Raw genomic sequence first — 22,913 nt, forward strand, 5'->3', positions numbered from 1 at the left:
CCTCAGCGCAGCTTGGGGTCGAGGGCGTTGCGGACGGCTTCGCCGAGCATGATGAACGCCAGGACGGTGATGCTCACCATGATCGACGGGTACAGCAGGATGTGCTGCGACGTACGGATCGCCTGAACGCCGGCGGAGATGTCGACGCCCCACGAGACGGTCGGGGACGCGAGGCCCAGGCCGAGGTAGGACAGGGTGGCCTCGGCCGAGATGTAGCCGCCGAGCGCGATGGTGGCGACGACGATCACCGGGGCCATGGCGTTCGGCAGGATGTGCCGGAACAGGATCCGGGTCGTGCCGGCGCCGAGCGCCTTCGCGGCTTGCACGTAGTCGGCCTGCTTCACCGTGATCACGGCACCGCGCATGACGCGGGTGATCTGGGTCCAGCCGAGGAAGGCCAGGGCGAAGACGACGACCAGGATGGTGCGGTCGGTGAAGGACTGCAGGACGACCATGGCGCCGAGCAGGAACGGGATGCCGAAGAAGATGTCGGTGATCCGGGACAGGACGGCGTCGATGACGCCGCCGAAGTAGCCGGAGATCATGCCCATGATGCTGCCGACGACCGTGACGATCGCGGTGACGGCGACGCCGACGATGATCGAGGCACGGGTGCCGTGGATCAGACGGGCGTAGACGGAGCGGCCCTGGATGTCGTAGCCCAGCCAGCCCTCGGAGCCGATCTTGCCGAGCTCGGGCTTGCCCACGTAGTGGTGGACGAGGTCACCCGCGGTCGGCGAGGCGCTGGTGAAGAGGCCCGGCAAGGCGGCGATCAGCAGCAGGAAGAAGATCAGCACCGACGACACGATGAAGTACGGGTTGCGGCGCAGGTCATGCCAGGCGTCGCCCCACAGGGAGCGGGCCTTCTCCTGCTGCGGTGCGGCGGCCGCGACGACGGAGGGGGTGTCGACGGCTTCGTCTGCCGGGGCGGCGGTCTTGGTCACGTCAGGCATAACGGATCCTCGGGTCCAGGACCGCGTACAGCAGGTCGATGAGCAGGCTGGTGACGAGGTAGACGATCACCAGGATGGTGACGAGTCCGACCAGGGTGCTGCCTTCACGGCGCGTGATGGACTCGTAGATGACGCCACCGACACCCTTGATGTTGAAGATGCCTTCGGTGACGACGGCGCCGCCCATGAGCGCGCCGATGTCGGTGCCGAGGAAGGTGACGACCGGGATCATCGAGTTGCGCATCAGGTGGACGCCGATGACACGGCGTCGGGGCAGGCCCTTGGCGACGGCCGTGCGCATGTAGTCGGCGCGCAGGTTCTCCGCCATCGAGGTACGGGTCAGACGCGCCACGTACGCGAGGGAGAGACCGCCGAGCACGATCGCCGGCGCGATCAGTTCGTCCCAGTTCTGCTCGGTGCTGACGTTCGGCTCGATCCAGCCGAGCTGGAACGCGAACACCATCTTGATGATGAAGCCGAGCACGAAGACCGGGATCGACATGATCAGCAGGGTGAAGATGAGGACCGCGTTGTCCGCGAGGCGGCCGGCCTTCAGGCCCGCGATGATGCCAAGACCGATGCCGAAGGTGAGCTCGAACGCGAAGGCCAGCGCCGCGAGTTGCATCGTGATGGGGAACGCGTCACCCAGCACCTCGGTGACCGGGCGCCCATTGCGGATCTGGGTGCCGAAGTCGAAGTGCAGGATGATGTTGGTCATGTAGTTCCAGTACTGCTGCCAGATCGGCAGATCCAGTCCCAGTTCATGTCTCTTCGCGGCGAGAGTCGCCGGGTCCGCGCCCTTGTCTCCGAACAGCCCGAGAACGGGGTCACCGGGAAGGCTGTAGACCATGAAGAAAATGAGAAAGGTTGTCCCGAGGAAGACCGGGATCATCTGGAGCAGTCGTCGTGCGACATAGCGCCCCATCATGCCTCCGTTGAGATGTCACAGCGGCAGCCGGACGGGCCCTTCCTCGACCCCGCTCCCGGATTCGGGCACGGCGGATCGTGGAAGGGCCCCCCAGCCACTGCGTAAGGCGCCGCGGGGAGCCGGCCGGCGGGTGGCCGGCTCCGTCACGGCTTACGGACTACGCTGGGTTGATTACTTCTTGACCTCGATGAGGTTGAGAATCGGGTCACCGGCCTGGTCGTACTTGACGCCGCTGACCTTCTCTCCGTAGCCCGCGTTGACCTTGTAGTACCAGAGCGGGATCGACGGCATGTACTTGACCAGGTCCTTCTCGGCCTCCTGGAACAGCTTCACGGACTCGTCGAGAGTCTTGGCGCTCTCGGCGGCCTGAAGCTTGGCGTCCAGCTCCTTGTTGGAGAAGCCACCCTGGTTGCCCGCAGCGCCGGTCTTGAACAGGTCGCTGAGGAAGTTGCCGTTGACCGGGTAGTCCAGCGACCAGGCCGAGCGGTACATCGACTTGACCTGCTTGCTCTTACGAGCGGCGAGGTCGGCCTGGAAGTCCGGCTTGCTGTCGCCCGTGCACTGCACGCCGACGGACTGCTGGATGGAGTTGCAGACCGCGTCGACCCACTCCTTGTGGCCGCCGTCCGCGTTGAACTGGATGGAGATCTTGTTGCCGGGGACACCGCCACCGGCCTTGATGAGCTCCTTGGCCTTGGCCGGGTCGAACTTGGTGACGTCGCCCGCGGCGTTCTCCTGGTAACCGAGAACACCCTTGGCCACCCAGCCGGTCGCCGGCTCACGGGTGCCCTGGAGCACCGTCTTGGTGATGGTGGCGCGGTCGATGGCCATGGACAGGCCCTGGATGACCTTGACGTCGACCGGCTTCGGCTTCGACCACTGGTCGGCGTAGAACGCGACGGCGATCGACTGGATCGCGGAGTGGTCGGCGTCCACGGCGCGGTCGCCGAGGTCCTGGTGGTAGACCGGGAGGTCCTTCGGACCGACCTGGCGCAGGACGTCGAGGTTGCCCGACTTCAGGTCCTCGTACGCGGCCTCGAGGCCGGTGTAGTTCTTGAAGACCACACCGCCGTTCTTGGCCTTGTTCGGGCCCTTGTAGCCGTCGAAGCGGACGATCTCGATCTTCTTCTTGTGGTCCCAGCTCTTGAACTTGTAGGGACCGTTGCCGACCGGCTTCTCACCAGCGGCCTTGGGGTCCTTGTAGAAGGACTCCGGCAGCGGCGCGAAGGGGATGTAGGCGAGCTTGTGACCGAAGGCCGGGACCGACCCCTTCAGCTCGATGGTGAAGGTGGTGTCGTCGACGATCTTCAGACCCTCGAGCTTGTCCGCGGTCGGCTTGGCGCCCTCGGCCTCGGGGTGCAGGGCCTCGAAGCCCTTGATGTCGGAGAACCAGGACGCGAGGCCCATGGCGTTCTTGACGTTGGCGTTCCAGTTCCACGCGTCCACGAAGGACTTGGAGGTCACCGGGGTGCCGTCGTGGAAGGTCCAGCCCGGCTTGAGCTTGACGGTCCACGTCTTCGAGTCGGTCGTGGTGAGCGACTCGGCGTTGATCATCTCGAGCGAACCGTCGGCCTTGTAGTCGACCAGGGTCGAGAACAGACCGGACATGACCAGGGAGCCGTTCGACTCCATCGTGTCACCGGTGTGCAGGAGCTTCTCCGGCTCACCCAGTTCGACCGAGAAGATGCCGTTGGGGTCGACGGCGCCCGCGGCACCCTTGTCCCCGTCGCTCTTACCCCCGCCACAGGCGGTCGCTGCCAGGGCGACGACGATCGCGCCCGCTACCCACTTGGCGCTCTTGGCACCGCGCATGGGTTCCTCCTCATGAGTCCACTAGTCACTACAAGAAGGGCACCCCGGGTGATGCCGACACCCCTGACGGCGTTTCACCCATGTACCCCGAGTGTGCTCGTGAGTCGGCACTCCCCACAGTGCGTGACCCATTGACCCGAGCTCAATGGAGCCAACTATTAAGTACGCCCGGGCTGTAAACCACACTTAAGTGGTCTCGGTTTGACAACATCAGCAAGGGCCGTAAGACCGAAATCCGGACAAAGCGAGCACAGACAGACAGCGACGAAACGGACCGTTAACACACGTTCCGGAGAGCGACGACCGATATCCGGACGCCACTGCTCCGAAATCAGGTTGACGAAAAGTTGACGATCGAGGCAGAAAGGTCCGGCCCCTCGCACGTCGTACGAGGGGCCGGACCCGGAGTGTGATGTTCCGCTCAGCCGGCCCCGAAGCGGGGCCGGCGGCGGGCGGCGTCAGCCGTGGCTGACGTCGCGACAGGCGGTCGCCGATGACCGGCAGTTGCCGTCGTGTCAGCCGTTCTTGGCGCGGGAGGCCGCACGGGCGCGCTCGCGCTGGTCCAGGTTGACCTTGCGGATGCGCACGGCCTCCGGGGTCACCTCGACGCACTCGTCGTCGCGGCAGAACTCCAGGGACTGCTCCAGGGAGAGCTTGCGCGGCGGGACGATCGCCTCGAACGAGTCGGCGGAGGAGGAGCGCATGTTGGTGAGCTTCTTCTCCTTGGTGATGTTCACGTCCATGTCGTCGGAGCGCGAGTTCTCACCGACGATCATGCCCTCGTAGACCTCGGTGCCCGGGTCGACGAAGAGCACGCCGCGCTCCTGGAGGTTGGTCATCGCGAACGCGGTGACCGAACCGGCGCGGTCGGCGACCAGGGAGCCGTTGTTACGGGTCTGCAGCGGGCCGAACCACGGCTCGTGGCCCTCGTGGATCGAGTGCGCGATGCCGGTGCCGCGGGTCTGCGTCAGGAACTCCGTACGGAAGCCGATGAGGCCGCGGGACGGGACGACGAACTCCATGCGGACCCAGCCGGAGCCGTGGTTCGACATGTTGTCCATGCGGCCCTTGCGGACGCCCATGAGCTGGGTGACGGCGCCCATGTGCTCCTCGGGCACGTCGATCGTCATGCGCTCGACCGGCTCGTGGACCTTGCCGTCGACGTCCTTGGTGACGACCTGCGGCTTGCCGATGGTCAGCTCGAAGCCCTCGCGGCGCATCTGCTCGACCAGGATGGCCAGGGCGAGCTCACCGCGGCCCTGGACCTCCCAGGCGTCCGGGCGCTCGGTGTCCAGGACGCGGAGCGAGACGTTGCCGATCAGCTCGCGGTCCAGGCGGTCCTTCACCTGGCGGGCGGTGACCTTGCGGTCCTTGACCGCGGCCTTGGCGTCCGCGCCCTTGCCGGTGCCGCCGCGGCCGACCAGCGGGGAGGTGTTGGTGCCGATGACCATGGAGATCGCGGGCTCGTCGACCGTGATCAGCGGGAGGGCGACCGGGTTCTCCGGGTCGGCCAGGGTCTCGCCGATCATGATGTCGGGGATGCCGGCGACGGCGCAGATGTCACCGGGGCCGGCGACCTCGGCCGGCTTGCGGGTGAGCGCCTCGGTCATCATCAGCTCGGTGATGCGGACGCTCTGGATCGAGCCGTCGCGCTTGATCCACGCGACCGTCTGGCCCTTGCGCAGCTCGCCCTGCTCGACGCGGAGCAGCGCGATGCGGCCGAGGAAGTTGTCGGCGTCGAGGTTGGTGACGTGGGCCTGGAGCGGCGCGTCCTCCTCGTACGTCGGGGCGGGGACGTGCTCCAGGATCGTGGAGAAGAAGGGCTCCAGGTTGGTGGAGTCCGCCGGGACGGTGCCGTCCTCGGGCTTGGTCAGCGAGGCGATGCCGTCACGGCCGCAGGCGTAGACGATCGGGAACTCGATCTGGTCCTCGTCGGCGTCCAGGTCCAGGAACAGGTCGTAGGTCTCGTTGACGACCTCGTCGATCCGGGAGTCCGGGCGGTCCGTCTTGTTGATGCAGAGGATGACGGGCTTGCGCTGCTGGAGGGCCTTGCGCAGCACGAACCGGGTCTGCGGGAGCGGACCCTCGGAGGCGTCCACCAGGAGGACGACGGCGTCGACCATCGACAGACCGCGCTCGACCTCGCCACCGAAGTCGGCGTGGCCGGGGGTGTCGATGATGTTGATCGTGATCGGGGCCCCGCCGTCCTTGGGGTGGTACTTCACCGCCGTGTTCTTGGCGAGGATCGTGATGCCCTTCTCACGCTCCAGGTCGTTCGAGTCCATCATGCGGTCGTCGAGCTGCTGGTGGGCGGCGAAGGCACCGGCCTGCTTGAGCATGGCGTCGACGATGGTCGTCTTGCCGTGGTCGACGTGGGCGACGATGGCGACGTTACGGATGTCGTGGCGCGTGGGCATGGGTGGCTTGCGCTTCTCTCGGATCGTGGGAATCGGCGTCAGTTCCTCTTACGCCCGCCGGGCGGACGCGCCACGGCTACGTCCTATGGTACGGGGCTGGCGTGCAAGGGGCTTCCCCGGAGGGATCCGAGAGGGTCTACTGGGAGGTTTCAGGGTGTGGGGAAGATCATGCGACCGGGTCAAAGGGTCGTCGTGATCCTGCCCGCCGGGGTCGCCGGCGGGCAAGGAACTTGAGCTGCTTCTGAGCTTGCGACTTGGAGTTTCGGCCGCTTTCGGGTAATGGGGCGGTTTGCGTACGGCCGGGGCGAGGGCGGAGCCCGGGGTTCCGGGCTCCGGCAGGCCTCGGGACCGGACCCGTGTCAACAACGCTCGTGATCGATACGCCTAGTGCTTGTTGCGCTCGGCGCCCTTCGCCGTCTCCGGCTTCTTGAAGCCGATGTCCTGGTAGCGGGGGGCGGCGAAGCCCCAGGCGCCGGCGTTCACCAGCTCGGGCTTGGCGGCCACGAGCTGCGGGCGCTGGTAGAGGGGGATGGAACCGGCCGCGGCCCAGATCCGGGCGTCGGCCTGGCGGACCAGGTCGCGGGCCTCCTCCTCGTCGAGGGTGCTCGCCGCCTGGTCGAAGAGCTGGTCGATGCGGTCGGTGCCGACCCGGGCGTAGTTCTGCTCGACGAGCAGCGAGCCGTCGGAGGCCGGCTCCGGCTTGGCGTAGATCGGCCGGGCGTCGGTCGCCGGGAAGGCGGTGGCGGGCCAGGAGTAGAGGGCCAGGTCGTACTCGCCGGAGGCGATGTGGTCCTTGAAGAAGCTCTCGTCGGAGACCTTCGTCACCTCGGTGCGGATGCCGACCGCGTCGAGCATCCGGACGATCCGGTCGCCGACCGCCCGCAGCGACTCCGAGCCCGGCCCGGAGGGCAGGACGAAGCGGAGGCTGAGCGCCTTGCCGTCCTTGCCGAGCGCCTGCGCGGCCGCGTCCGCCACGGCCGGGGCGGCGGAGCCGCGCGGCGCGTAGGCGCCGGCGACGGGCTTGGCCGGGTGGGCCTGGAGCTGGGACTGGGCCTGGGTGCCGGCGCCGGCCGCGCCCGAGCCGGTGTCGAGGGCCTCGGCCTGGCGGAGCAGGGCGGCGCTCTGGAAGGCGGCGACGGGGGCCGGGGCGAGGATGTTGGTGCCGTTCTCCGGGCCACCGGGGCCGATCAGCGGGCTGGTCCTGCGCTCGCCGGGCTTGTCGTCGCCGACGATGTACATGCCCTCGTCGGAGGCGACGTCGGCCTCCTTCTTCCGCGCCTTCTCGTCGGCGGCCTTCTTCTCCGCCGCCTTCTTCTCGGCGGCCTTCTTCTCCGCCGCCTTCTCCTCGGCGGCCTTCTCCTCGGCCGTCTTCTCCTCGCCGTCCGCGGCCTTCTTCTCCGCGTCGGCCTTCTTCTCCGCGTCGGTCTTCCCGGCGGTCTTCTTCTCGTCCTTCTCCGCGGCGGCCTTCTTCTCCGCCTCGCTGCCCGCCTTCGTCCCGTCCGTCGCGGGCTTCTTCAGCGCGCCGCCCGGGACCCAGCCGGCGTCGGCGAGCAGCGCCCGCGCCTCCTTGGTGTCCTGGTCGCCGAGCGCGTCGCTGCTGTCGGCGTACGCGGCCTGGCCGGCGAGCGCGAGGTGGCTGCCCGGCGGCTTCGCCGGGAGCCCCAGCGGCTTGAGCACGGTCTCGGCCAGCTCCTGGCGGTTGATGGCGCGGGCCACGGCCCGGCGCACCCGCTCGTCGGAGAGCGGTCCCGACTCGCCGTTGAGGGAGAGCTGGGTGTAGGCGGGCTCCAGGGACTTGCGGACGACGAGCTTCGCCAGGCCCTTCTGCTCCGCGGCGTACGCGGCGGCGGCCTTGCGGTTCTTCTCGCGGGCCGCCCGTACCTCCGCGGCCTTCTCCTCGTCGGAGCCGTACGCGAGCGCCCAGGACTTGAGGGCGTCGGCGGGGGTGATCCCGGCGCCGGGCCCGTGGGCGACGACGGGGCCGTGTGCTCCGCTCTTGGCGGCGCGGGCGTCCCGTACGGCGAGGGCGATCCGCTCGGCGGTGGCCTGGTCGATCTCGGCCAGGTCCAGCTTGCCCGCGGCAAGCGCGGCGGCCCGGCCGGAGCGCGGGACGGCGGTGAGGACGATGCTGTCGAGCTTGGCGCTCTGGCCCCACCAGCGCGGGTTGCGGGTGAGGGTGACGCTGCCGTTCTTCCGGTCGACGGTCTTGAGGAGGAACGGTCCTGCGGTGGCCTTGAGGGTGCCGCGCGCGCCGTCGTTGAAGGTGTTCGGGGAGCCCATCACCTCCTTCGGGTAGAGCGGGGTGAAGAGCGCGCGCCAGTCGGCGTAGGGCTTGGCGAAGGTGACCCGGACCTCCAGGTCGTTCTTGCCCCGCTCGATCTTCTCGATCCGCTCGTAGCCGGCGTTGCGGGCGGTCCAGTACGCGGTGTCGCGACCGCTGAGCGCGCGCCACTGGGCGACGAAGTCGGGTGCGCCGATCTCCCGGCCGTTGCTCCAGACGGCCTGCTGGTTGAGCTTGTAGAGGACGACCTGCCGGGGTTCGGTCTCGACGACCTGGGCGGACTCCAGGAAGTCCGGGTTGAGCTTCGGCCGGCCTCGCTCGTCGAGGGTGTGCAGGGCGGGGAGCACGGCCCCGGCGACCCGGGCGGTGGCGGTGTCGGCGTCGGCCTGGAAGGCGTTGAGCGTGGTGGGCAGCGCGTCGACGGCCCAGCGCAGGGTTCCGCCGTCGGCGACCCGGTCGCGTGCGGCCGGCGCGTTGTCCTGGGCGGCGGCGGGCGGCTCGTCGCCGCTGTCGCCGGAGCTGCATCCGGCGAGCACCGCGAGGGCGAGGACCGCGCTGCCGAGGGAGGCGACGGAGCGGAGCGTGCGGGAGCGGGGGCTCCTGGAGCATGTCCTCCCGCGTGGGGCGCCGACCTGGGACATGACTTGTACCCCTTCGTCCGGTTTCATGCCATTTGGAGATGATCACACCTATTGCTCATACACTGAAAAGGACGGAGCGGATCCGGTGACGGCGACACGGCGGCACGGCCGGCAAACCCCACCCGTGCGGCCCAACCGCCCGGACGCCGGGGCGCTCCGGACGAGTGGAATCCCGTGCACACGGCTTCACAAGCGGGATGTGACGCGCGACACTCGCGTGTGACCCGCGCTCGCGGAAGCTCGCGGAGGTGAGGGCAACCATGTCCGTTCAGGACGATCTGGCGGCCGTCAGGCGCCGTCTGCAGGACCTGGAACACACGGTCGAGGAACTGGAACGCCGCGTCGGGGCGGAGCGGGCCGCGCCCGGGATGCCGGCGAAGGGACGCGCCGAGAGCATGGTGACGATCCCCGACACCCCGTACGACTCCCAGAAGTGGACGGACACCGACGACGAGGGCCTGGGAGCACGCGACCGCCACGCGCCGTAGAGCCGAGGAGGCCCTGTTGGCCACAGGTACCGAACCCCCTTCGGCGGCGACGGGGGTGCGCTCCGCGGGGCGCGCCTCCCTCGCCGCCCGTCATCTGCGCACCGACCGCTGGTGGCTGGCGCCCGCCGTCACCGCCGCCGGACTGCTCGCCTTCGTCGCCTACTCGACCTGGCGGGCCTTCGCGAACGCCGACTACTACGCCGCCCCCTACGTCTCGCCGTTCTACTCGCCGTGCCTCGCGGAGAACTGCGTGCCCATGCGGGGCGGGCCCAACTGGGAGCTCTTCGGCAGCTGGTGGACCCTCTCCCCCGCGCTGCTGATCCTGGTCTTCCCGCTCGGCTTCCGGCTGACCTGCTACTACTACCGCAAGGCCTACTACCGGGGCTTCTGGGCCTCTCCGCCCGCCTGCGCGGTGGCCGAGCCGCACCGGTCGTACAGCGGCGAGACGCGCCTCCCGCTGATCCTGCAGAACATCCACCGGTACTTCTTCTACCTGGCCCTCCCGGTCGCCGGCGTCCTCACCTACGACACCGTGCTGACCTTCCGGGACGAGCACTACGCCTGGGGCCACGCGGGTCTCGGAACGCTGATCTTCCTGGTCAACATCGTCCTCATCTGGGCGTACACGGTGTCCTGCCACTCCTGCCGGCACGTCGTCGGCGGCCGGCTGCGGCACTTCTCGAAACACCCGGTGCGCTACCGGCTGTGGACCTGGGTGGGCCGGCTGAACCGCCGTCACATGCTCCTCGCCTGGTCCTCGCTGATCAGCGTCGCCGTGTGCGACCTGTACGTGTACCTCCTCGCCACCGGCGCCTTCGACGACCCGAGGTTCTTCTGAGATGACTCCTGTGACTCCGGTGGGTCCTGTGGAACGACAGCAGTGGGACGTGATCGTGGTCGGCGCCGGCGGGGCCGGGCTGCGCGCGGCGATCGAGGCACGGCAGCGCGGCGCCCGCACCGCCGTCATCTGCAAGTCCCTCTTCGGCAAGGCGCACACGGTGATGGCCGAGGGCGGCATCGCCGCCTCCATGGCCAACGCCAACCCGCACGACACCTGGCAGATCCACTTCCGCGACACGATGCGCGGCGGGAAGTTCCTCAACCAGTGGCGGATGGCCGAGCTGCACGCCCGGGAGGCACCCGACCGGGTGTGGGAACTGGAGACCTGGGGCGCGCTCTTCGACCGCACGCCCGACGGCCGGATCTCCCAGCGCAACTTCGGCGGCCACGAGTACCCGCGGCTCGCGCACGTCGGCGACCGCACCGGCCTGGAGCTCATCCGCACCCTCCAGCAGAAGATCGTCTCGCTGCAGCAGGAGGACTTCCGCACGACCGGCGACTACGAGAGCGGTCTGAAGGTCTTCCAGGAGTGCACGGTCACCCGTGTCCTCAAGGACGCGTTCGGCCGGGTGGCGGGCGTCTTCTGCTACGACCGGGAGTCCGGGCGCTTCTTCGTGCTCCAGGCACCCGCGGTCGTCCTCGCCACCGGCGGCATCGGCAAGTCCTTCAAGGTGACGTCCAACTCCTGGGAGTACACGGGCGACGGACACGCGCTCGCGCTGCTCGCCGGGGCGCCGCTGGTGAACATGGAGTTCGTGCAGTTCCATCCGACCGGGATGGTCTGGCCGCCGTCGGTGAAGGGCATCCTCGTCACCGAGTCGGTGCGCGGCGACGGCGGTGTGCTGCGCAACTCCGAGGGCCGGCGCTTCATGTTCGACTACGTCCCCGAGGTCTTCAAGGAGAAGTACGCGCAGTCGGAGGAGGAGGGCGACCGCTGGTACGAGGACCCGGACGACAACCGCCGGCCGCCGGAGCTGCTGCCCCGCGACGAGGTGGCCCGGGCCATCAACGCCGAGGTCAAGGCGGGCCGCGGCTCGCCGCACGGCGGGGTCTTCCTCGACGTGTCGACGCGGATGCCGGCGGACGTCATCCGGCGCCGGCTGCCGTCGATGTACCACCAGTTCAAGGAGCTGGCGGACGTCGACATCACGGCCGAGCCGATGGAGGTCGGCCCGACCTGCCACTACGTGATGGGCGGCGTCCACGTCGACTCGGAGACGGCGGCCACCGACGGCGTCCCCGGTCTCTTCGCGGCCGGTGAGGTCGCGGGCGGCATGCACGGCTCCAACCGGCTGGGCGGCAACTCCCTCTCCGACCTCCTGGTGTTCGGGCGCCGGGCCGGGCTGCACGCGGCGGAGTACGCGGCCGGGGCCGCCGCGGCCGAGGTCGGCGAGGAGGCGGTCGCCGCGGCCCGGGCGGAGGCACTGGCCCCGTTCGACGGCGAGTCGTTCGGCGACGCCGCCGAGAACCCGTACACGCTCCACCAGGAACTCCAGCAGACCATGAACGACCTCGTCGGGATCATCCGGCGGGAGAGCGAGATGGCCGAGGCGCTGGAGCGGATCGCGGAGCTGCGCGAACGGGCGCGGCGGGTCTCGGTCGAGGGCCACCGGCAGTTCAACCCCGGCTGGCACCTCGCGCTCGACCTGCGCAACATGCTGCTCGTGAGCGAGTGCGTGGCCCGGGCGGCGCTGGAGCGCACCGAGTCGCGCGGCGGGCACACCCGCGAGGACCGGCCGGCGATGGACCGGGCCTGGCGCCCGGTGAACCTGCTGTGCCGGGCGGCCGACGGCGGCGGGATCGAGCTGGAGCGGGTGCGCACCGAACCGATCAGGGACGACCTGCTCGCCCTGTTCGAGAAGGAGGAACTGGCGAAGTACCTGGCCGACGAGGAGCTCGAGTCATGAGGCGGGACGCATGAGCACGTACGACGCGAGGTTCCGGATCTGGCGCGGCGACGCCGACGGCGGCGGGCTGACCGACTACACGGTGGAGGTGCACGACGGCGAGGTGGTGCTCGACATCGTCCACCGCCTCCAGGCCACCCAGGCGCCCGACCTGGCCGTCCGCTGGAACTGCAAGGCCGGCAAGTGCGGCTCCTGCTCGGCCGAGATCAACGGACGGCCACGGCTGCTGTGCATGACCCGGATGTCGGTCTTCGCGCGGGACGAGACCGTCACCATCACCCCGATGCGGGCCTTCCCGGTGATCCGGGACCTGGTCACGGACGTCTCCTTCAACTACGCGAAGGCCCGCGAGATCCCGGCCTTCGTGCCGCCCGCCGGGCTCGCGCCGGGCGAGTACCGGATGAAGCAGGAGGACGTGGACCGCTCGCAGGAGTTCCGGAAGTGCATCGAGTGCTTCCTGTGCCAGAACACCTGCCACGTGGTCCGCGACCACGAGGAGAACAAGCCCGTCTTCGCGGGCCCGCGCTTCCTCATGCGCATCGCCGAACTCGACATGCACCCGCTGGACGCGGCCGAGGAGTCCGGCCTGGACCGGCGCCGCACCGCCCAGGACGACCACGGCCTCGGCTACTGCAACATCACCAAGTGCTGCACGGAGGTGTGCCCGGAGGGCATCGCGATCACGGACAACGCCCTGATCCCGATGAAGGAACGGGTGGTGGACCGCAGGTACGACCCGGTGGTGTGGCTGGGGAACAGGATCCGGCGGAGGAACGGCGCCTGATCACCCGGCCGCGCCTGATCACCCGGCCGGCCCGCGACCGCTCGGAGCACCGGTTCAGTGCCAGCCCTCCCGGTAGGCCGTCCAGTCGCGTTCCTCGGCCGCGAAGTCGGCGTACAGGGCGAGACCGAAGCGCTCGCGGTCCGGGTCGGTGCGGCCCAGGCCGAGGCGGGCGCCGCGGACGGCCGCGGCGACGGTCTCGGCCGACTCGTGGTGGCCGAGGTCGTCCTCGTGGAAGAAGGGCAGCCCCATCAGCAGATCGGTCTCCTCGGGAGTCACCTCCAGGGCGAGGCTGGTCTGCTGGGCGACGTATCCGCCGTACATGCCCTCCAGCGGCATCCAGGTGTCGTACGACATCACGGCTATCTGGTCCACGCGCCGGGCGACCTGGCCGAAGAACTCCTGTGACCACCACTTCTCGCTGCCGCTGACCGCGCCCAGGGCCGCGTGGGCGGCCGGCAGCGGGTCTATCTGGTGCGCGGCGACGGACAGCGGCGCCTTGCGAGCGCGGGTCAGCGTCCCCAGGTCGTCGAGCAGCGACAGGTAGGCGGCGTCGTCCGAGTGCAGCGGCTCCAGGTCGAAGTGGACGCCGTCGAAGCCCGCGTCGAGGATCTGCCGGGCCGACGCCACCACCGCGGCCCGCGAGCCGGCGTCCTCCAGGCGCAGCCCGTCCGGCCCCTCCGTCGCGAGGACGTCGCCCAGCCAGGCGTGCACCCGTATGCCCGGCATCGTGCGGTGCACGGCGCCGATCAGCCAGGCGGCCCGGGGGTAGCGATCGGCGGGCAGGGTGCCGTCGTGCTCCAGCGGCCCCGCGTGCACGTACAGGTCACGGATGCCGGTGTCCTTGATCCGCGCGGCGAACGCGATCAGGTCGGCGTCCCTCTTCCGGCCGTCGACCCAGGCGTGCCCAAGCCATATCGCGTCCTTGCCCCGGGTCTTCGCGTCCGCGCGGAGCTCCCCGGTGTAGTTGAGCCGGAGCGCCGTGCCCGCGGCCAGCACGGGCACCACGAGCACGAGGACGAGCGCGAGGACGAACCAGCGCCCTCGTCGCCACGCACGCTTCCACCGTCCGGTCATCTCGGCCCCCCGAAGGTCGTCATGTCACGGGAACCACCGTAGCGGTGGCTACCGACAGTGACGCGAGCCTGTGGAGAATGGTTTCCGCACGTCCCCGCGGATGCCGTTCCCTTCCTCTCCGCGACCCCTTCCGCCGCTGCGCGCCCCTCTCCCGTCCGGCCCCGGCCCGGTCGCGAGGGGACAAGACCGGACATAACCTCGCTTCTGTGACGCGAAGAGCCGCCCGAGTCCTGCTGTCGACGCTGACGGCGGCGTGGTGGCTGATCGTGCCCGCCGCACCCGGCGCCCACGCCGACGAGCCCGTCGTCCTGTCCCGCGAGGGACAGATCACCGACCGCGTGGACGCGCTCGGCGACCGCAGGGCCGCCGTCGTCGAGGCCCTCGACGGGCTCTACGACGCCCGGCGCGTGCAGCTCTTCGTCGTCTACGTACGGGACTTCTCCGGCCGCGGCGCGCAGAACTGGGCCGACGCCACCGCCGAACGGAACGGACTGGGCGACGACGACGTCCTCCTCGCCGTCGCCACCCACGACCGCCAGTACGGCTACTCCGCCGACCCGGACTCGCGCCTCACCCAGGCCCAGCTCGACGACGTGGCGCGCACCGCGATCGAACCGGCCCTGCGGCAGAACGACTGGGCGGGCGCCGCCATCGGCGCCGCCGACGGCTACACCGCCGTGCTCGCCGGACAGCCCGTCCCCACGCCCGCGATCACCCCCGGCCCCGCCGACCCCGGCGGCACCCCGTCCGAGGACTCGACCTCCGCCTCCGACCTCGTCCTGCCCGTCGCCCTGGTCGGCGGCGCGGGCGCCCTCGCCGCCTGGACCTACGCCCGGCGCCGCCGCAGGACCGCCACCCGCACCACACCGGGCGGCGGCGGCTGGGGTTCCGCCGCCGGCGGCACCGGCTGGGGCGCGCCCAAGGGAGTTCCCGCCCTGCCCGCGCTCGACGAACTGGACGCGAAGGCCCGCCGGACGCTCGTCGCCACCGACGACGCCGTACGCACCAGCCAGGAGGAACTGGGCTTCGCCACCGCCCAGTTTGGCGAGGAGGCGGTGCGGCCCTTCACCGAGGCCGTGCGGTTCGCCGAGGGCGAGCTCACCACCGCGTTCCGGCTGCGCCAGCAGCTCGACGACGCCGTCCCCGAGGACGACGCCACCCGCAGGTCCATGCTGGACGAGATCCTGCGGCGCTGCGCCGACGCCGACGCCCGCCTCGACGCCGAGTCCGCCGGCTTCGACCGGCTGCGGGACCTGGAGCGCAACGCCCCGCAGGCGCTGGCCTCGGTCGAGGAGGCGTTCCGCGAACAGACCGGCCGGGTCGGCACCGCCGAGGCGGCGCTGACGGCCATGCGCGAGCGGTACACCGAGGCCGCCGCGGCCCCGGTGTCCGGAGACGTCGAACAGGCCAAGGACCGCCTGGTGTTCGCCACCGGCACCATCGACCGGGCCCGGCAGCTGGTCGACGGCGGCGACAGCGGCGGCGCGGCCGTCCAGATCAGGGCCGCCGAGGGAGCCGTCGACCAGGCGGCCCGGCTCATCGAGGCCGTCGACCGGCGGGCCCAGGAGCTCGCGGAGGCGGTGGGCAAGCTGTCCGGGGCCCTGTCCGAGACCGAGGCGGACCTCGCCGACGCCCGCGGACTGCTCCAGGGCACCGCGGAGGACGTACCGACGGCCGACCTGCGGGGCCGGATCGGCCGGGCCGAGTCGGTGCTCGCCGCCGTACGGACCGCGGTGGAGTCCGGCCGCTACGACCCGATCGACGCGCTGCGCAGGGTCGAGGAGGCGGACGCGGCGCTCGACGAGGCCCTGGAGGGCGCGCGGGAGCACGAGTCGGGCAACCGGCGCGCCCGGGCGCTCCTGGACCAGGTGACGCTGACCGCCCGGTCCGCGGTCGGCGCCGCCGCCGACTACGTCACGACCCATCGCGGCGCGGTCGGCGCCGAGGCCCGCACGCGCCTGGCGGAGGCCCGGCGGCGGCTCGACCGGGCCGCGGAGCTGGCGGACGACGACCCGGCGTCGGCGCTCGCCGAGGCGCGGCAGGCGGACGCGCTCGCCCGGCGGGCGCAGGAGCTGGCGGAGCAGGACGTACGGGCGTACGGGAACCCGAACGGCCTGGGCGGTGCGGCGGGGGCGGGCGGCACCGGAGGCGGCGGGCTCGGCGGAGCCGTACTCGGCGGCATCATCCTCGGCGGTCTGTTCGGCGGCGGACGCGGGGGCGGCCACGGCGGATTCGGCGGCTCCGGAGGCGGCTTCGGGGGCGGTTTCGGGGGCGGCGGCTTCGGCGGCGGGCCCGGCAGCTTCGGCGGCGGTGGCACGCGCGGCCGGCTGGGCGGTGGCGGCCGGTTCTGACACGCCCCCTCCCCCTCGCGGGCCCACGCCCGTCCGTACGTCCTCATCGCCGACGACCCGAACCGAACGCGCCGTACGCAAGGAGTCCGACCATGAGCAAGCAGACCGTCCTCGGCCGGGTGGCCCAGCTGGCGAAGGCGAACATCAACGCGCTGCTGGACCAGGCGGAGGATCCGCAGAAGATGCTGGACCAGCTGATCCGCGACTACGCGAACAACATCGCGGAGGCGGAGGAGGCGGTCGCGGCGACCATCGGCAACCTGCGGCTGATGGAGCAGGACCACCGGGAGGACGTGGACGCGGCGAAGGAGTGGGGCGAGAAGGCCCTGGCCGCCAGCCGCAAGGCGGACGAGCTGCGGACCGGCGGACGAACCGACGAGGCGGACCGCTTCGACAACCTGGCGAAGGTGGCGCTGGGCCGTCAGCTCCAGTCGGAGCGGGAGGCGAGGACGGCCGAGCCGACCATCGCCGCACAGACCGAGGTCGTGGCCAAGCTCAGGGACGGCCTCGACCGGATGAAGGCCAAGCTGGGCGAGCTGCACGCCAAGCGGGACGAGCTGGTCGCGCGGGCGAAGTCCGCGCAGGCGCAGAACCGGATGATGGACGCGGTGAAGAGCGTCGACGTCATGGACCCGACCAGCGAGCTCAGCCGCTTCGAGGACAAGGTGCGCCGCGAGGAGGCGAAGGCCCTGGGCAGGCAGGAACTCGCCGCCTCCTCGCTGGACGCCCAGTTCGAGCAGCTCGACGCGCTCGGCGACCAGGCCGAGGTCGAGGCCCGGCTCGCCGCGCTCAAGGGCGCCTGAGCGGCCCCGGAGGACCTCCCCGCAGGATCTCCTCGCGGGATCTGCTCGCGGGATCTGCTCGCAGAACCTCCTCGGACGTCCTCAGAACATGCTGAGCAGCTGGTCGACGGTGGGTTCGGCGGCGCCGTCGCCGTCCGGCAGCTGGAGTTCGAACCACACCGTCTTGCCGCGCGGCGTACGGCGCGAGCCCCAGGCGGCGCTGAGCAGACCGACCAGTTGCAGCCCGCGGCCGCCCTCGTCGGTGTCCTTGGCCCGGCGGCGCCGCGGCTGGACCAGGCCGGCGTCCCACACCTCGCAGACCAGGGTGCGGTCGCGCAGCAGCCGCAGCCTGATCTCGCCCTCTCCGTACCGCAGGGCGTTGGTGACGAGCTCACTGACCAGCAGTTCCACAGTGTCCACCAGGGGTTCGAGCTCCCAGGCGGTGAGCTGGGCGCGGGCCAGCTCCCGGGCGCGGCCGACCGAGCGAGGCTCCCTGGGCAGCCGCCAGTCGCCGACGGCCTCGCTGGGCAGCCCCTGGATGCGCGCCATGAGCAGGGCGATGTCGTCCTCGCCGTGCCGGGTGTCCAGGGTGGTCAGGACGTGGTCGCAGACGTCCTCGAGCGGCCGTCCCGGATCGGTGAGGGCGCTGCGGAAGGCGCTCAGGCCCTCGTCGAGCGGATGGTCGCGGGACTCGACGAGACCGTCGGTGTAGAGCGCGAGGAGCGCGCCCTCGGGCAGGTCGACCTGCACCTCCTCGAAGGGCTCGCCGCCGACCCCGAGCGGCATCCCGGGCGGTACGTCGAGGAGCCGGGCCTCGCCGCCGGGTTCGACGAGCACGGGCGGGAGGTGGCCCGCGTTGGCGAAGGTGCAGCGCCGCGTCACCGGGTCGTAGACCGCGTAGACGCAGGTGGCGAGGTACACCTCGGACAGCTCGGGGCCGCGCGCCTTGTGGGCGCGGGCGGACTGCTGGGCGCCGGCCGGGGCGCCGAGGCCGCGGGCGATCTCGTCGAGGTGGGAGAGGACCTCGGCCGGTTCGAGGTCGAGCTGAGCGAGGGTGCGCACGGCGGTGCGGAGTTCTCCCATGGCGACGGCGGCGCGCAGGCCGCGGCCCATGACGTCGCCGATGACGAGCGCGGTGCGGTGGCCGGGCAGTTCGATGACGTCGAACCAGTCGCCGCCGACCTCGGAGCCGACGGTGCCGGGGAGGTAGCGGCAGGCGATGTCGAGTCCGGCGGCCTCGGGGTCGCCCGGGGGCAGCAGGCTGCGCTGGAGGATGAGGGCCCGCTCGTGCTCGCGGCGGTAGAGGCGGGCGTTGTCGATGCAGACGGCGGCGCGGGCGGCGAGTTCGACGGCGAGGGCGCGGTCGCGTTCCCCGAACGGTTCGCTGCCCTTGGCCCGGGAGAACTGGACGAGGCCGACGACGGTGTCGTGGGCGACCATCGGCACGACGAGCGTGGACTGGACGATGCCGCCCTCGGCGCCGGGCACGGTGCGCAGCCTGCCGGTGCGCAGGGCCCCGGCACAGGCCGAGTTGAAGGCGTAACGGTGGACGGACCCGACCTCGATGGGACTCTCGTCGCAACAGAGCCCACCGCCGGGGGCCCTGCCGGCGTCGCCGGCCCCGGGCGAGCTGGGGGACGTGGCCGAGCCGGCAGACGCGGCGGCCTCGCGGGCCTCGGCCGGCACAGGCGTATCCGCCGCCCCGTCCGGCCCAGGCGCATCTGCCGCCCCGTCCGGCCCAGGTGTACCTGCCGCCCTGGCCGGCACAGGTGTATCTGCCGTCCCCGCCGTCTTCCTTGCCTCCGTCGCCTCAGCCGTCTCCTTCGCCGCGGCCGGTGCGACCGGTGGGCCCGGTTGGGCCGGTTGGGCCGGTGCGACCGGTCCGTCGTCCCCGCTCGGGCGGGGTTTTCCGACCCGTACGGGAGCGTCGGACACGGCGCTGGCGACCGCCACGCGACGCAGTTCGGCGCTGCCCGAGCCGTAGCCGACGTCGTGGGAGCTGCCCCACCGTCCGGGCGGGGCCTCGTCGCCGGTGAGCAGGCCCTGGTAGAGGTCGACGGCGGCGAGGTCGCAGAAGCCGGGGACGGCGACGTCGAGCAGTTCCCTGGCGGTGGCCTCCAGGTCGAGGGAGTTGCCGATGCGGGCGCCGGCCGCGTTGAGGAGGGCGAGGTTACGGCGGGCGCTGGCCGCCTCGCGGGCGGCGTTCTGCCGGCGGGTGACGTCGATGCCGAGCCCGGCGACGCCGATGGGGCGGCCGGAGCCGCTGTGCACGCGGTAGAGGTTCACCGACCAGTGCCGGCGGTCGCTGGAGCCGGGCGCGGCGCCGGCGATCTGGAGGTCGGCGACGGACTCGCCGGTCTCCAGGACCTTGCGGAGGGCGGCGGTCATCCGGTCGGCCTCGGCCTTGGCGAGATAGTCGTGCACGGTCCGGCCGCGGTGGTCGTCGGCGGAGCCGCCGAAGACCGTGGCGAAGCGGCGGTTGGCCCGCTTCACGGTGAGGTCGGTGCCGAAGAGCAGGAAGCCGAACGGCGATTGGCCGAAAATGGCCTGCGAGGCGGCAAGGTCGGTCTCGATGCGGCGGAGGGCACGGACGTCGACCACGATGCACAGCGCGGCCCGTTCGCCGCTCCGGGTCTCGCTCGGCATGACGTAGATCTCGGCGATGCCGTGCGGTCGGTTCTTCCCGGGGACACGGAACGGGACGAGGCCCGTCCACTCCTTGCCGTCGAGGATCTCCCGGACCCTGCGATGTCCGCGTGCGCGCAGGTCGGAGGGGAGGAAGGCGGCCACCGGGTCCTTGCCCATGGCCTCTTCGACGGTGACGCCGAAGAGCTCGACGGCGCGCCTGCTCCACTGGTCGACGAGCCCGTCGGGGCCTATCGAGAAGGAGGCGACCCGGATGTAGTCATAGATCGACCCGGGCGGGCTGCTCTGCCACACGACACCGCTCGCCGTCTCAGGTATCTCGCTCACGCGACCGTCCCCTCCAGCTCACCGCACCGGACCGGCCATGACGGCAGTATTCAGCACCATGGCCCCCGTCGGCACGACGTTCACGATCACAGGGTGGTCTCGTTCGTTTCCGGCCGAGCCCCGCTGATCGTCGTCCCACCCTGTTTACTCACCAGGCAGGGCCAGCTCGAACCACACGGTTTTCCCGTGGCGGCCGGCCTTGGTGCCCCAGCGACGGGCGGAACAGGCCACGAGCTGCAGTCCCCGGCCGCCTTCGTCGTCGGGTCCGGCGGGCCGCTCGGTGGGTCCGTCCGGAAGCGGATCGGAGACTTCCACCAGGAGGGCGGGGCCGGGGCGGGTTCCGTCGGGGCTCAGGCGCACGAGGCGGACGCCGATGGGCCCCGAGGCGTAGCGGAGCGAGTTGGTCACGAGTTCGCTGACGAGGAGCACGGTCAGGTCGCCGACCACGGAGTCGAGCCGCCACGCCCTGAGGGTGTCGCGTACCGCGTGACGAGCCGTGCGCACGGCGTTGGCCTCCGCGGGAAAGTGCCACTCGGCGCAGTCGCCTTCGGTGTCGATCACGAGGCCCACGTCCTATTTCGGGGGGTTAATCACGACATACCCGATATTTGGAGTGGGATATCGCACCGCACGGCCCCGTCGGCGCGCGGTGGCACGAACGGCGTAGGAGTCAGCCCCGCGTGCCCTCCACCGGACCGCCGGCGGGATCGGCGGGGTCGGCGGCGGGATCGGCGGGATCGGTGGCGGGATCGGCGGGGTCATCACCGAGGGCGGCGCCGGGGACCTCGGGAAGCAGGCGCGCGGCCTCGGCCACGGCGGGGCGGTCCTGGTCGAGCCAGTCGACGGAGTCCAGCTCGTGACGGGCGAGCCAGCGCAGCTCGTCGTGGTCCTCGAGCGGCTCGGGATCACCGGAGAGCAGCCGGCCGGCCCAGACCCGCAGGACGTAACCGGGCTTCAGCGGCCATTCGCCGGGGATGCGCCGGATCGTCTCGGTCTCGACGCCGAGCTCCTCACGCAACTCCCTGACCAGGGCCTCTTCGGGGCTCTCCCCCGGCTCCAGCTTGCCGCCGGGCAGCTCCCAGCGGCCGGCGAGTTCGGCGGGGGCGCTGCGGCGCGCGGCCAGCAGTCGCCCCCGGTCGTACAGGGCCCCGGCGACCACGACGACGGGGCCGGCACTGCGATCGGTCATACCCGGGAGCCTAGGGCCTGGCCGACCCTGATCCGCCGGAGGGCCCTGGGCCCTGGCCGGCTGGTCAGTGCCGGGGGCCCGGGCGTGCCCCGGGACGCGGGCTCAGAGCGCGGGCTGGCCGATGCGCTCGACCCAGTAGAGCTGCTTGTGTCCGCGGTCGTCGAGGCTGTCGGCGACCTTCTGTGCCTCGTCCTTGGTCGCGTACCTGCCGACGCGGTAGCGGTTGCCGTTGTCGTCCTGGCGTATGACGAGCCAGGCAAGGTCGGGACCGCTGTCGCTCATCAGGCTTCCCCCTCCGCCGGTCCGGCCATGTCTGACGATCTCCTGGAAACCGCGCTGCGCATATGCCCGAGCTTACGCCTGACATTTACACAGCGGATACGGGTTTTCACAAAGAGATATGTATCTGGCCGGTAACTAGCGGTCGGGGGCGCTCGCGACGCCCTCAGGCGCCCCCGCGCCGGGTACTCCGACGCCCCGTCACCGCGCTTCCCGTCACCGCGCTTCCCATCACCGCGCTTCCCGCCCCGCGCTTCCCGTCACCGCACCGGCAGGTGGTAGGCGAGCTTGTAGCGGTCGGCCGGGACGACCACGTCCGCGGTCTCGACCGCGCGGCCCGAGGCGTAGTACGTCCGCTCGATCACCATCACCACGTGACCCGGCACCCCGCCCAGAGTCAGCAGCTCCTCCGCGAGCCCGGGGCGGGCGGTGACCTCCTCCACGACGTTGTCCACGACCACCTCGATCGCGGCCATCCGCTCGACGACCCCGCAACCGCCCAGCGGCCCCTCCTCGGGCAGCATCACCGGGGTGCGGCCGGTGACCGCGAGCGGCTCCCAGGAGGTGGAGAGCATCATCGGTTCGCCCGCGTCCCGGAACACGTACCGCGTGCGCATCACCCGCTCCCCCGGCTCGATGCCGAGCCGGGCCGCGATCTCGGCGCTCGCCCGCTCCTGCTCGCTGCCGGACTCCCAGGTGCCGCGCGCCTCTTCGGCGGCCTGCTCCTGCCGGAAGGGGCTCGCTCCGGAGCTCGGCCGGTAGCCGGAGCGGGCGATCCTGCGGGGCACCGGGCGCTCGCGCACGTACGTCCCCGAGCCCGAGCGGCCTTCGACGAGACCCTCGGCCATGAGGACCTTGCGGGCCTCCAGTGCGACGGTGTCCGAGACCCCGTACTCCTCGCGGATGCGCGCCTGCGAGGGGAGCCGGGTGTGCGGAGGAAGCGAGCCGTTGGCGATCTTCTCCCGGAGATCGCTCGCCACACGCAGATAGGCCGGCTGCTCACCGAACGTCACTGGACACTCCCCTCAGGTTGACTGTGAGCTACAGCGTGACAACCGACGGTGCGCGCCCGCAAGCATGGGCCAGAGTTTCACTCGAAGTGATGACTTGTCTTTACGTAAACCTCTGCCGCGGGTATAGCCACCGAACTTCCGTCGGAATCCCCGCCGTTGCGGCCGGACCCGGCGGGCTCCCCACGACCGGCCCCGCCGCAC

At 71.1% G+C, this 22,913-nt stretch carries 17 protein-coding genes; 6 read left to right on the top strand and 11 right to left on the bottom strand.

Going from position 1 to position 22,913, the window contains the following annotated elements; all coding sequences use genetic code 11:
• Positions 1-2: 2 nt before the first annotated feature.
• From ESG85_RS00125 to ESG85_RS00145, 5 genes are all read right to left on the bottom strand, one after another.
• Positions 3-953 (bottom strand): ABC transporter permease, encoded by a 951-nt coding sequence (locus tag ESG85_RS00125; RefSeq protein ID WP_128975929.1) that lies wholly within the window; start codon positions 951-953, stop codon positions 3-5.
• The gene (locus ESG85_RS00130; protein ID WP_164986121.1) at positions 946-1,878 is read right to left on the bottom strand and encodes an ABC transporter permease; all 933 of its coding nucleotides are present in this window, start codon (positions 1,876-1,878) and stop codon (positions 946-948) included. Before ESG85_RS00130 ends, ESG85_RS00125 begins: the two co-directional genes overlap by 8 nt.
• Before the next feature lie 174 nt (positions 1,879-2,052).
• Positions 2,053-3,693, bottom strand: coding sequence for a peptide ABC transporter substrate-binding protein (locus ESG85_RS00135; RefSeq protein ID WP_128975931.1), 1,641 nt, complete (start codon positions 3,691-3,693; stop codon positions 2,053-2,055).
• 515 nt (positions 3,694-4,208) lie between these two features.
• Positions 4,209-6,110 (bottom strand): translational GTPase TypA, encoded by a 1,902-nt coding sequence (gene typA, locus ESG85_RS00140; protein ID WP_128975932.1) that lies wholly within the window; start codon positions 6,108-6,110, stop codon positions 4,209-4,211.
• Positions 6,111-6,494: 384 nt separating this feature from the next.
• Positions 6,495-9,032, bottom strand: a complete 2,538-nt coding sequence (locus ESG85_RS00145; RefSeq protein WP_128975933.1) for an ABC transporter family substrate-binding protein — start codon at positions 9,030-9,032, stop codon at positions 6,495-6,497.
• A 260-nt stretch (positions 9,033-9,292) separates the two neighbouring features.
• Between ESG85_RS00145 and ESG85_RS00150 the strand changes: the two genes are divergently transcribed.
• Genes ESG85_RS00150 through ESG85_RS00165 form a run of 4 tightly spaced genes read left to right on the top strand, consistent with a single transcriptional unit; the run spans position 9,293 to position 13,051 of the window.
• On the top strand, positions 9,293-9,520 hold the full coding sequence (locus ESG85_RS00150; protein WP_128975934.1) for a hypothetical protein: 228 nt from the start codon (positions 9,293-9,295) through the stop codon (positions 9,518-9,520).
• A gap of 16 nt (positions 9,521-9,536) precedes the next feature.
• A complete protein-coding gene (locus tag ESG85_RS00155) occupies positions 9,537-10,358 on the top strand; it encodes a hypothetical protein (RefSeq protein WP_128975935.1) in 822 nt (273 codons plus the stop codon).
• Between the two features lie 19 nt (positions 10,359-10,377).
• Entirely contained in the window at positions 10,378-12,267 is a 1,890-nt protein-coding gene (locus ESG85_RS00160; protein ID WP_128975946.1) for a fumarate reductase/succinate dehydrogenase flavoprotein subunit, read from the top strand.
• 10 nt (positions 12,268-12,277) lie between these two features.
• Positions 12,278-13,051, top strand: coding sequence for a succinate dehydrogenase/fumarate reductase iron-sulfur subunit (locus tag ESG85_RS00165; RefSeq protein WP_128975936.1), 774 nt, complete (start codon positions 12,278-12,280; stop codon positions 13,049-13,051).
• Positions 13,052-13,105: 54 nt separating this feature from the next.
• Here the strand turns inward: ESG85_RS00165 and ESG85_RS00170 are convergent, their stop codons facing one another.
• A complete protein-coding gene (locus tag ESG85_RS00170; RefSeq protein ID WP_128975937.1) occupies positions 13,106-14,125 on the bottom strand; it encodes a glycoside hydrolase family 18 protein in 1,020 nt (339 codons plus the stop codon).
• A gap of 206 nt (positions 14,126-14,331) precedes the next feature.
• On the opposite strand from ESG85_RS00170, the gene ESG85_RS00175 reads away from it, so the two are divergent.
• Both ESG85_RS00175 and ESG85_RS00180 read left to right on the top strand, forming a co-directional pair.
• A complete protein-coding gene (locus ESG85_RS00175) occupies positions 14,332-16,476 on the top strand; it encodes a TPM domain-containing protein (protein ID WP_128975938.1) in 2,145 nt (714 codons plus the stop codon).
• A gap of 92 nt (positions 16,477-16,568) precedes the next feature.
• Positions 16,569-17,279, top strand: coding sequence for a PspA/IM30 family protein (locus ESG85_RS00180; RefSeq protein ID WP_128975939.1), 711 nt, complete (start codon positions 16,569-16,571; stop codon positions 17,277-17,279).
• Positions 17,280-17,360: 81 nt separating this feature from the next.
• On the opposite strand, the gene ESG85_RS00185 is transcribed toward ESG85_RS00180, so the two are convergent.
• The 5 genes from ESG85_RS00185 to ESG85_RS00205 all read right to left on the bottom strand — a co-directional run bounded on the left by ESG85_RS00185 (position 17,361) and on the right by ESG85_RS00205 (position 22,712).
• A complete protein-coding gene (locus ESG85_RS00185; protein ID WP_128975940.1) occupies positions 17,361-20,231 on the bottom strand; it encodes a SpoIIE family protein phosphatase in 2,871 nt (956 codons plus the stop codon).
• A 144-nt stretch (positions 20,232-20,375) separates the two neighbouring features.
• On the bottom strand, positions 20,376-20,792 hold the full coding sequence (locus ESG85_RS00190; RefSeq protein ID WP_128975941.1) for an ATP-binding protein: 417 nt from the start codon (positions 20,790-20,792) through the stop codon (positions 20,376-20,378).
• Between the two features lie 109 nt (positions 20,793-20,901).
• On the bottom strand, positions 20,902-21,420 hold the full coding sequence (locus tag ESG85_RS00195; protein ID WP_128975942.1) for a (deoxy)nucleoside triphosphate pyrophosphohydrolase: 519 nt from the start codon (positions 21,418-21,420) through the stop codon (positions 20,902-20,904).
• Between the two features lie 102 nt (positions 21,421-21,522).
• Positions 21,523-21,702 carry an SPOR domain-containing protein gene (locus tag ESG85_RS00200; protein ID WP_128975943.1) on the bottom strand — a complete coding sequence of 60 codons (180 nt, stop codon included), beginning with the start codon at positions 21,700-21,702 and terminating at the stop codon, positions 21,523-21,525.
• A 257-nt stretch (positions 21,703-21,959) separates the two neighbouring features.
• The gene (locus ESG85_RS00205; protein WP_128975944.1) at positions 21,960-22,712 is read right to left on the bottom strand and encodes a GntR family transcriptional regulator; all 753 of its coding nucleotides are present in this window, start codon (positions 22,710-22,712) and stop codon (positions 21,960-21,962) included.
• Positions 22,713-22,913: the final 201 nt, after the last annotated feature.

This window comes from Streptomyces roseicoloratus (assembly GCF_004117935.1).
Classification (GTDB): domain Bacteria; phylum Actinomycetota; class Actinomycetes; order Streptomycetales; family Streptomycetaceae; genus Streptomyces; species Streptomyces roseicoloratus.

What these genes read in the sequence shown, in the direction of transcription:
- ESG85_RS00125 (WP_128975929.1), bottom strand. Translation starts at nt 953, where the DNA reads ATGCCTGACGTGACCAAGACCGCCGCCCCGGCAGACGAAGCCGTCGAC.
- ESG85_RS00130 (WP_164986121.1), bottom strand. Translation starts at nt 1,878, where the DNA reads ATGGGGCGCTATGTCGCACGACGACTGCTCCAGATGATCCCGGTCTTC.
- ESG85_RS00135 (WP_128975931.1), bottom strand. Translation starts at nt 3,693, where the DNA reads ATGCGCGGTGCCAAGAGCGCCAAGTGGGTAGCGGGCGCGATCGTCGTC.
- typA (WP_128975932.1), bottom strand. Translation starts at nt 6,110, where the DNA reads ATGCCCACGCGCCACGACATCCGTAACGTCGCCATCGTCGCCCACGTC.
- ESG85_RS00145 (WP_128975933.1), bottom strand. Translation starts at nt 9,032, where the DNA reads ATGTCCCAGGTCGGCGCCCCACGCGGGAGGACATGCTCCAGGAGCCCC.
- ESG85_RS00150 (WP_128975934.1), top strand. Translation starts at nt 9,293, where the DNA reads ATGTCCGTTCAGGACGATCTGGCGGCCGTCAGGCGCCGTCTGCAGGAC.
- ESG85_RS00165 (WP_128975936.1), top strand. Translation starts at nt 12,278, where the DNA reads ATGAGCACGTACGACGCGAGGTTCCGGATCTGGCGCGGCGACGCCGAC.
- ESG85_RS00170 (WP_128975937.1), bottom strand. Translation starts at nt 14,125, where the DNA reads ATGACCGGACGGTGGAAGCGTGCGTGGCGACGAGGGCGCTGGTTCGTC.
- ESG85_RS00180 (WP_128975939.1), top strand. Translation starts at nt 16,569, where the DNA reads ATGAGCAAGCAGACCGTCCTCGGCCGGGTGGCCCAGCTGGCGAAGGCG.
- ESG85_RS00195 (WP_128975942.1), bottom strand. Translation starts at nt 21,420, where the DNA reads ATGACCGATCGCAGTGCCGGCCCCGTCGTCGTGGTCGCCGGGGCCCTG.
- ESG85_RS00200 (WP_128975943.1), bottom strand. Translation starts at nt 21,702, where the DNA reads ATGAGCGACAGCGGTCCCGACCTTGCCTGGCTCGTCATACGCCAGGAC.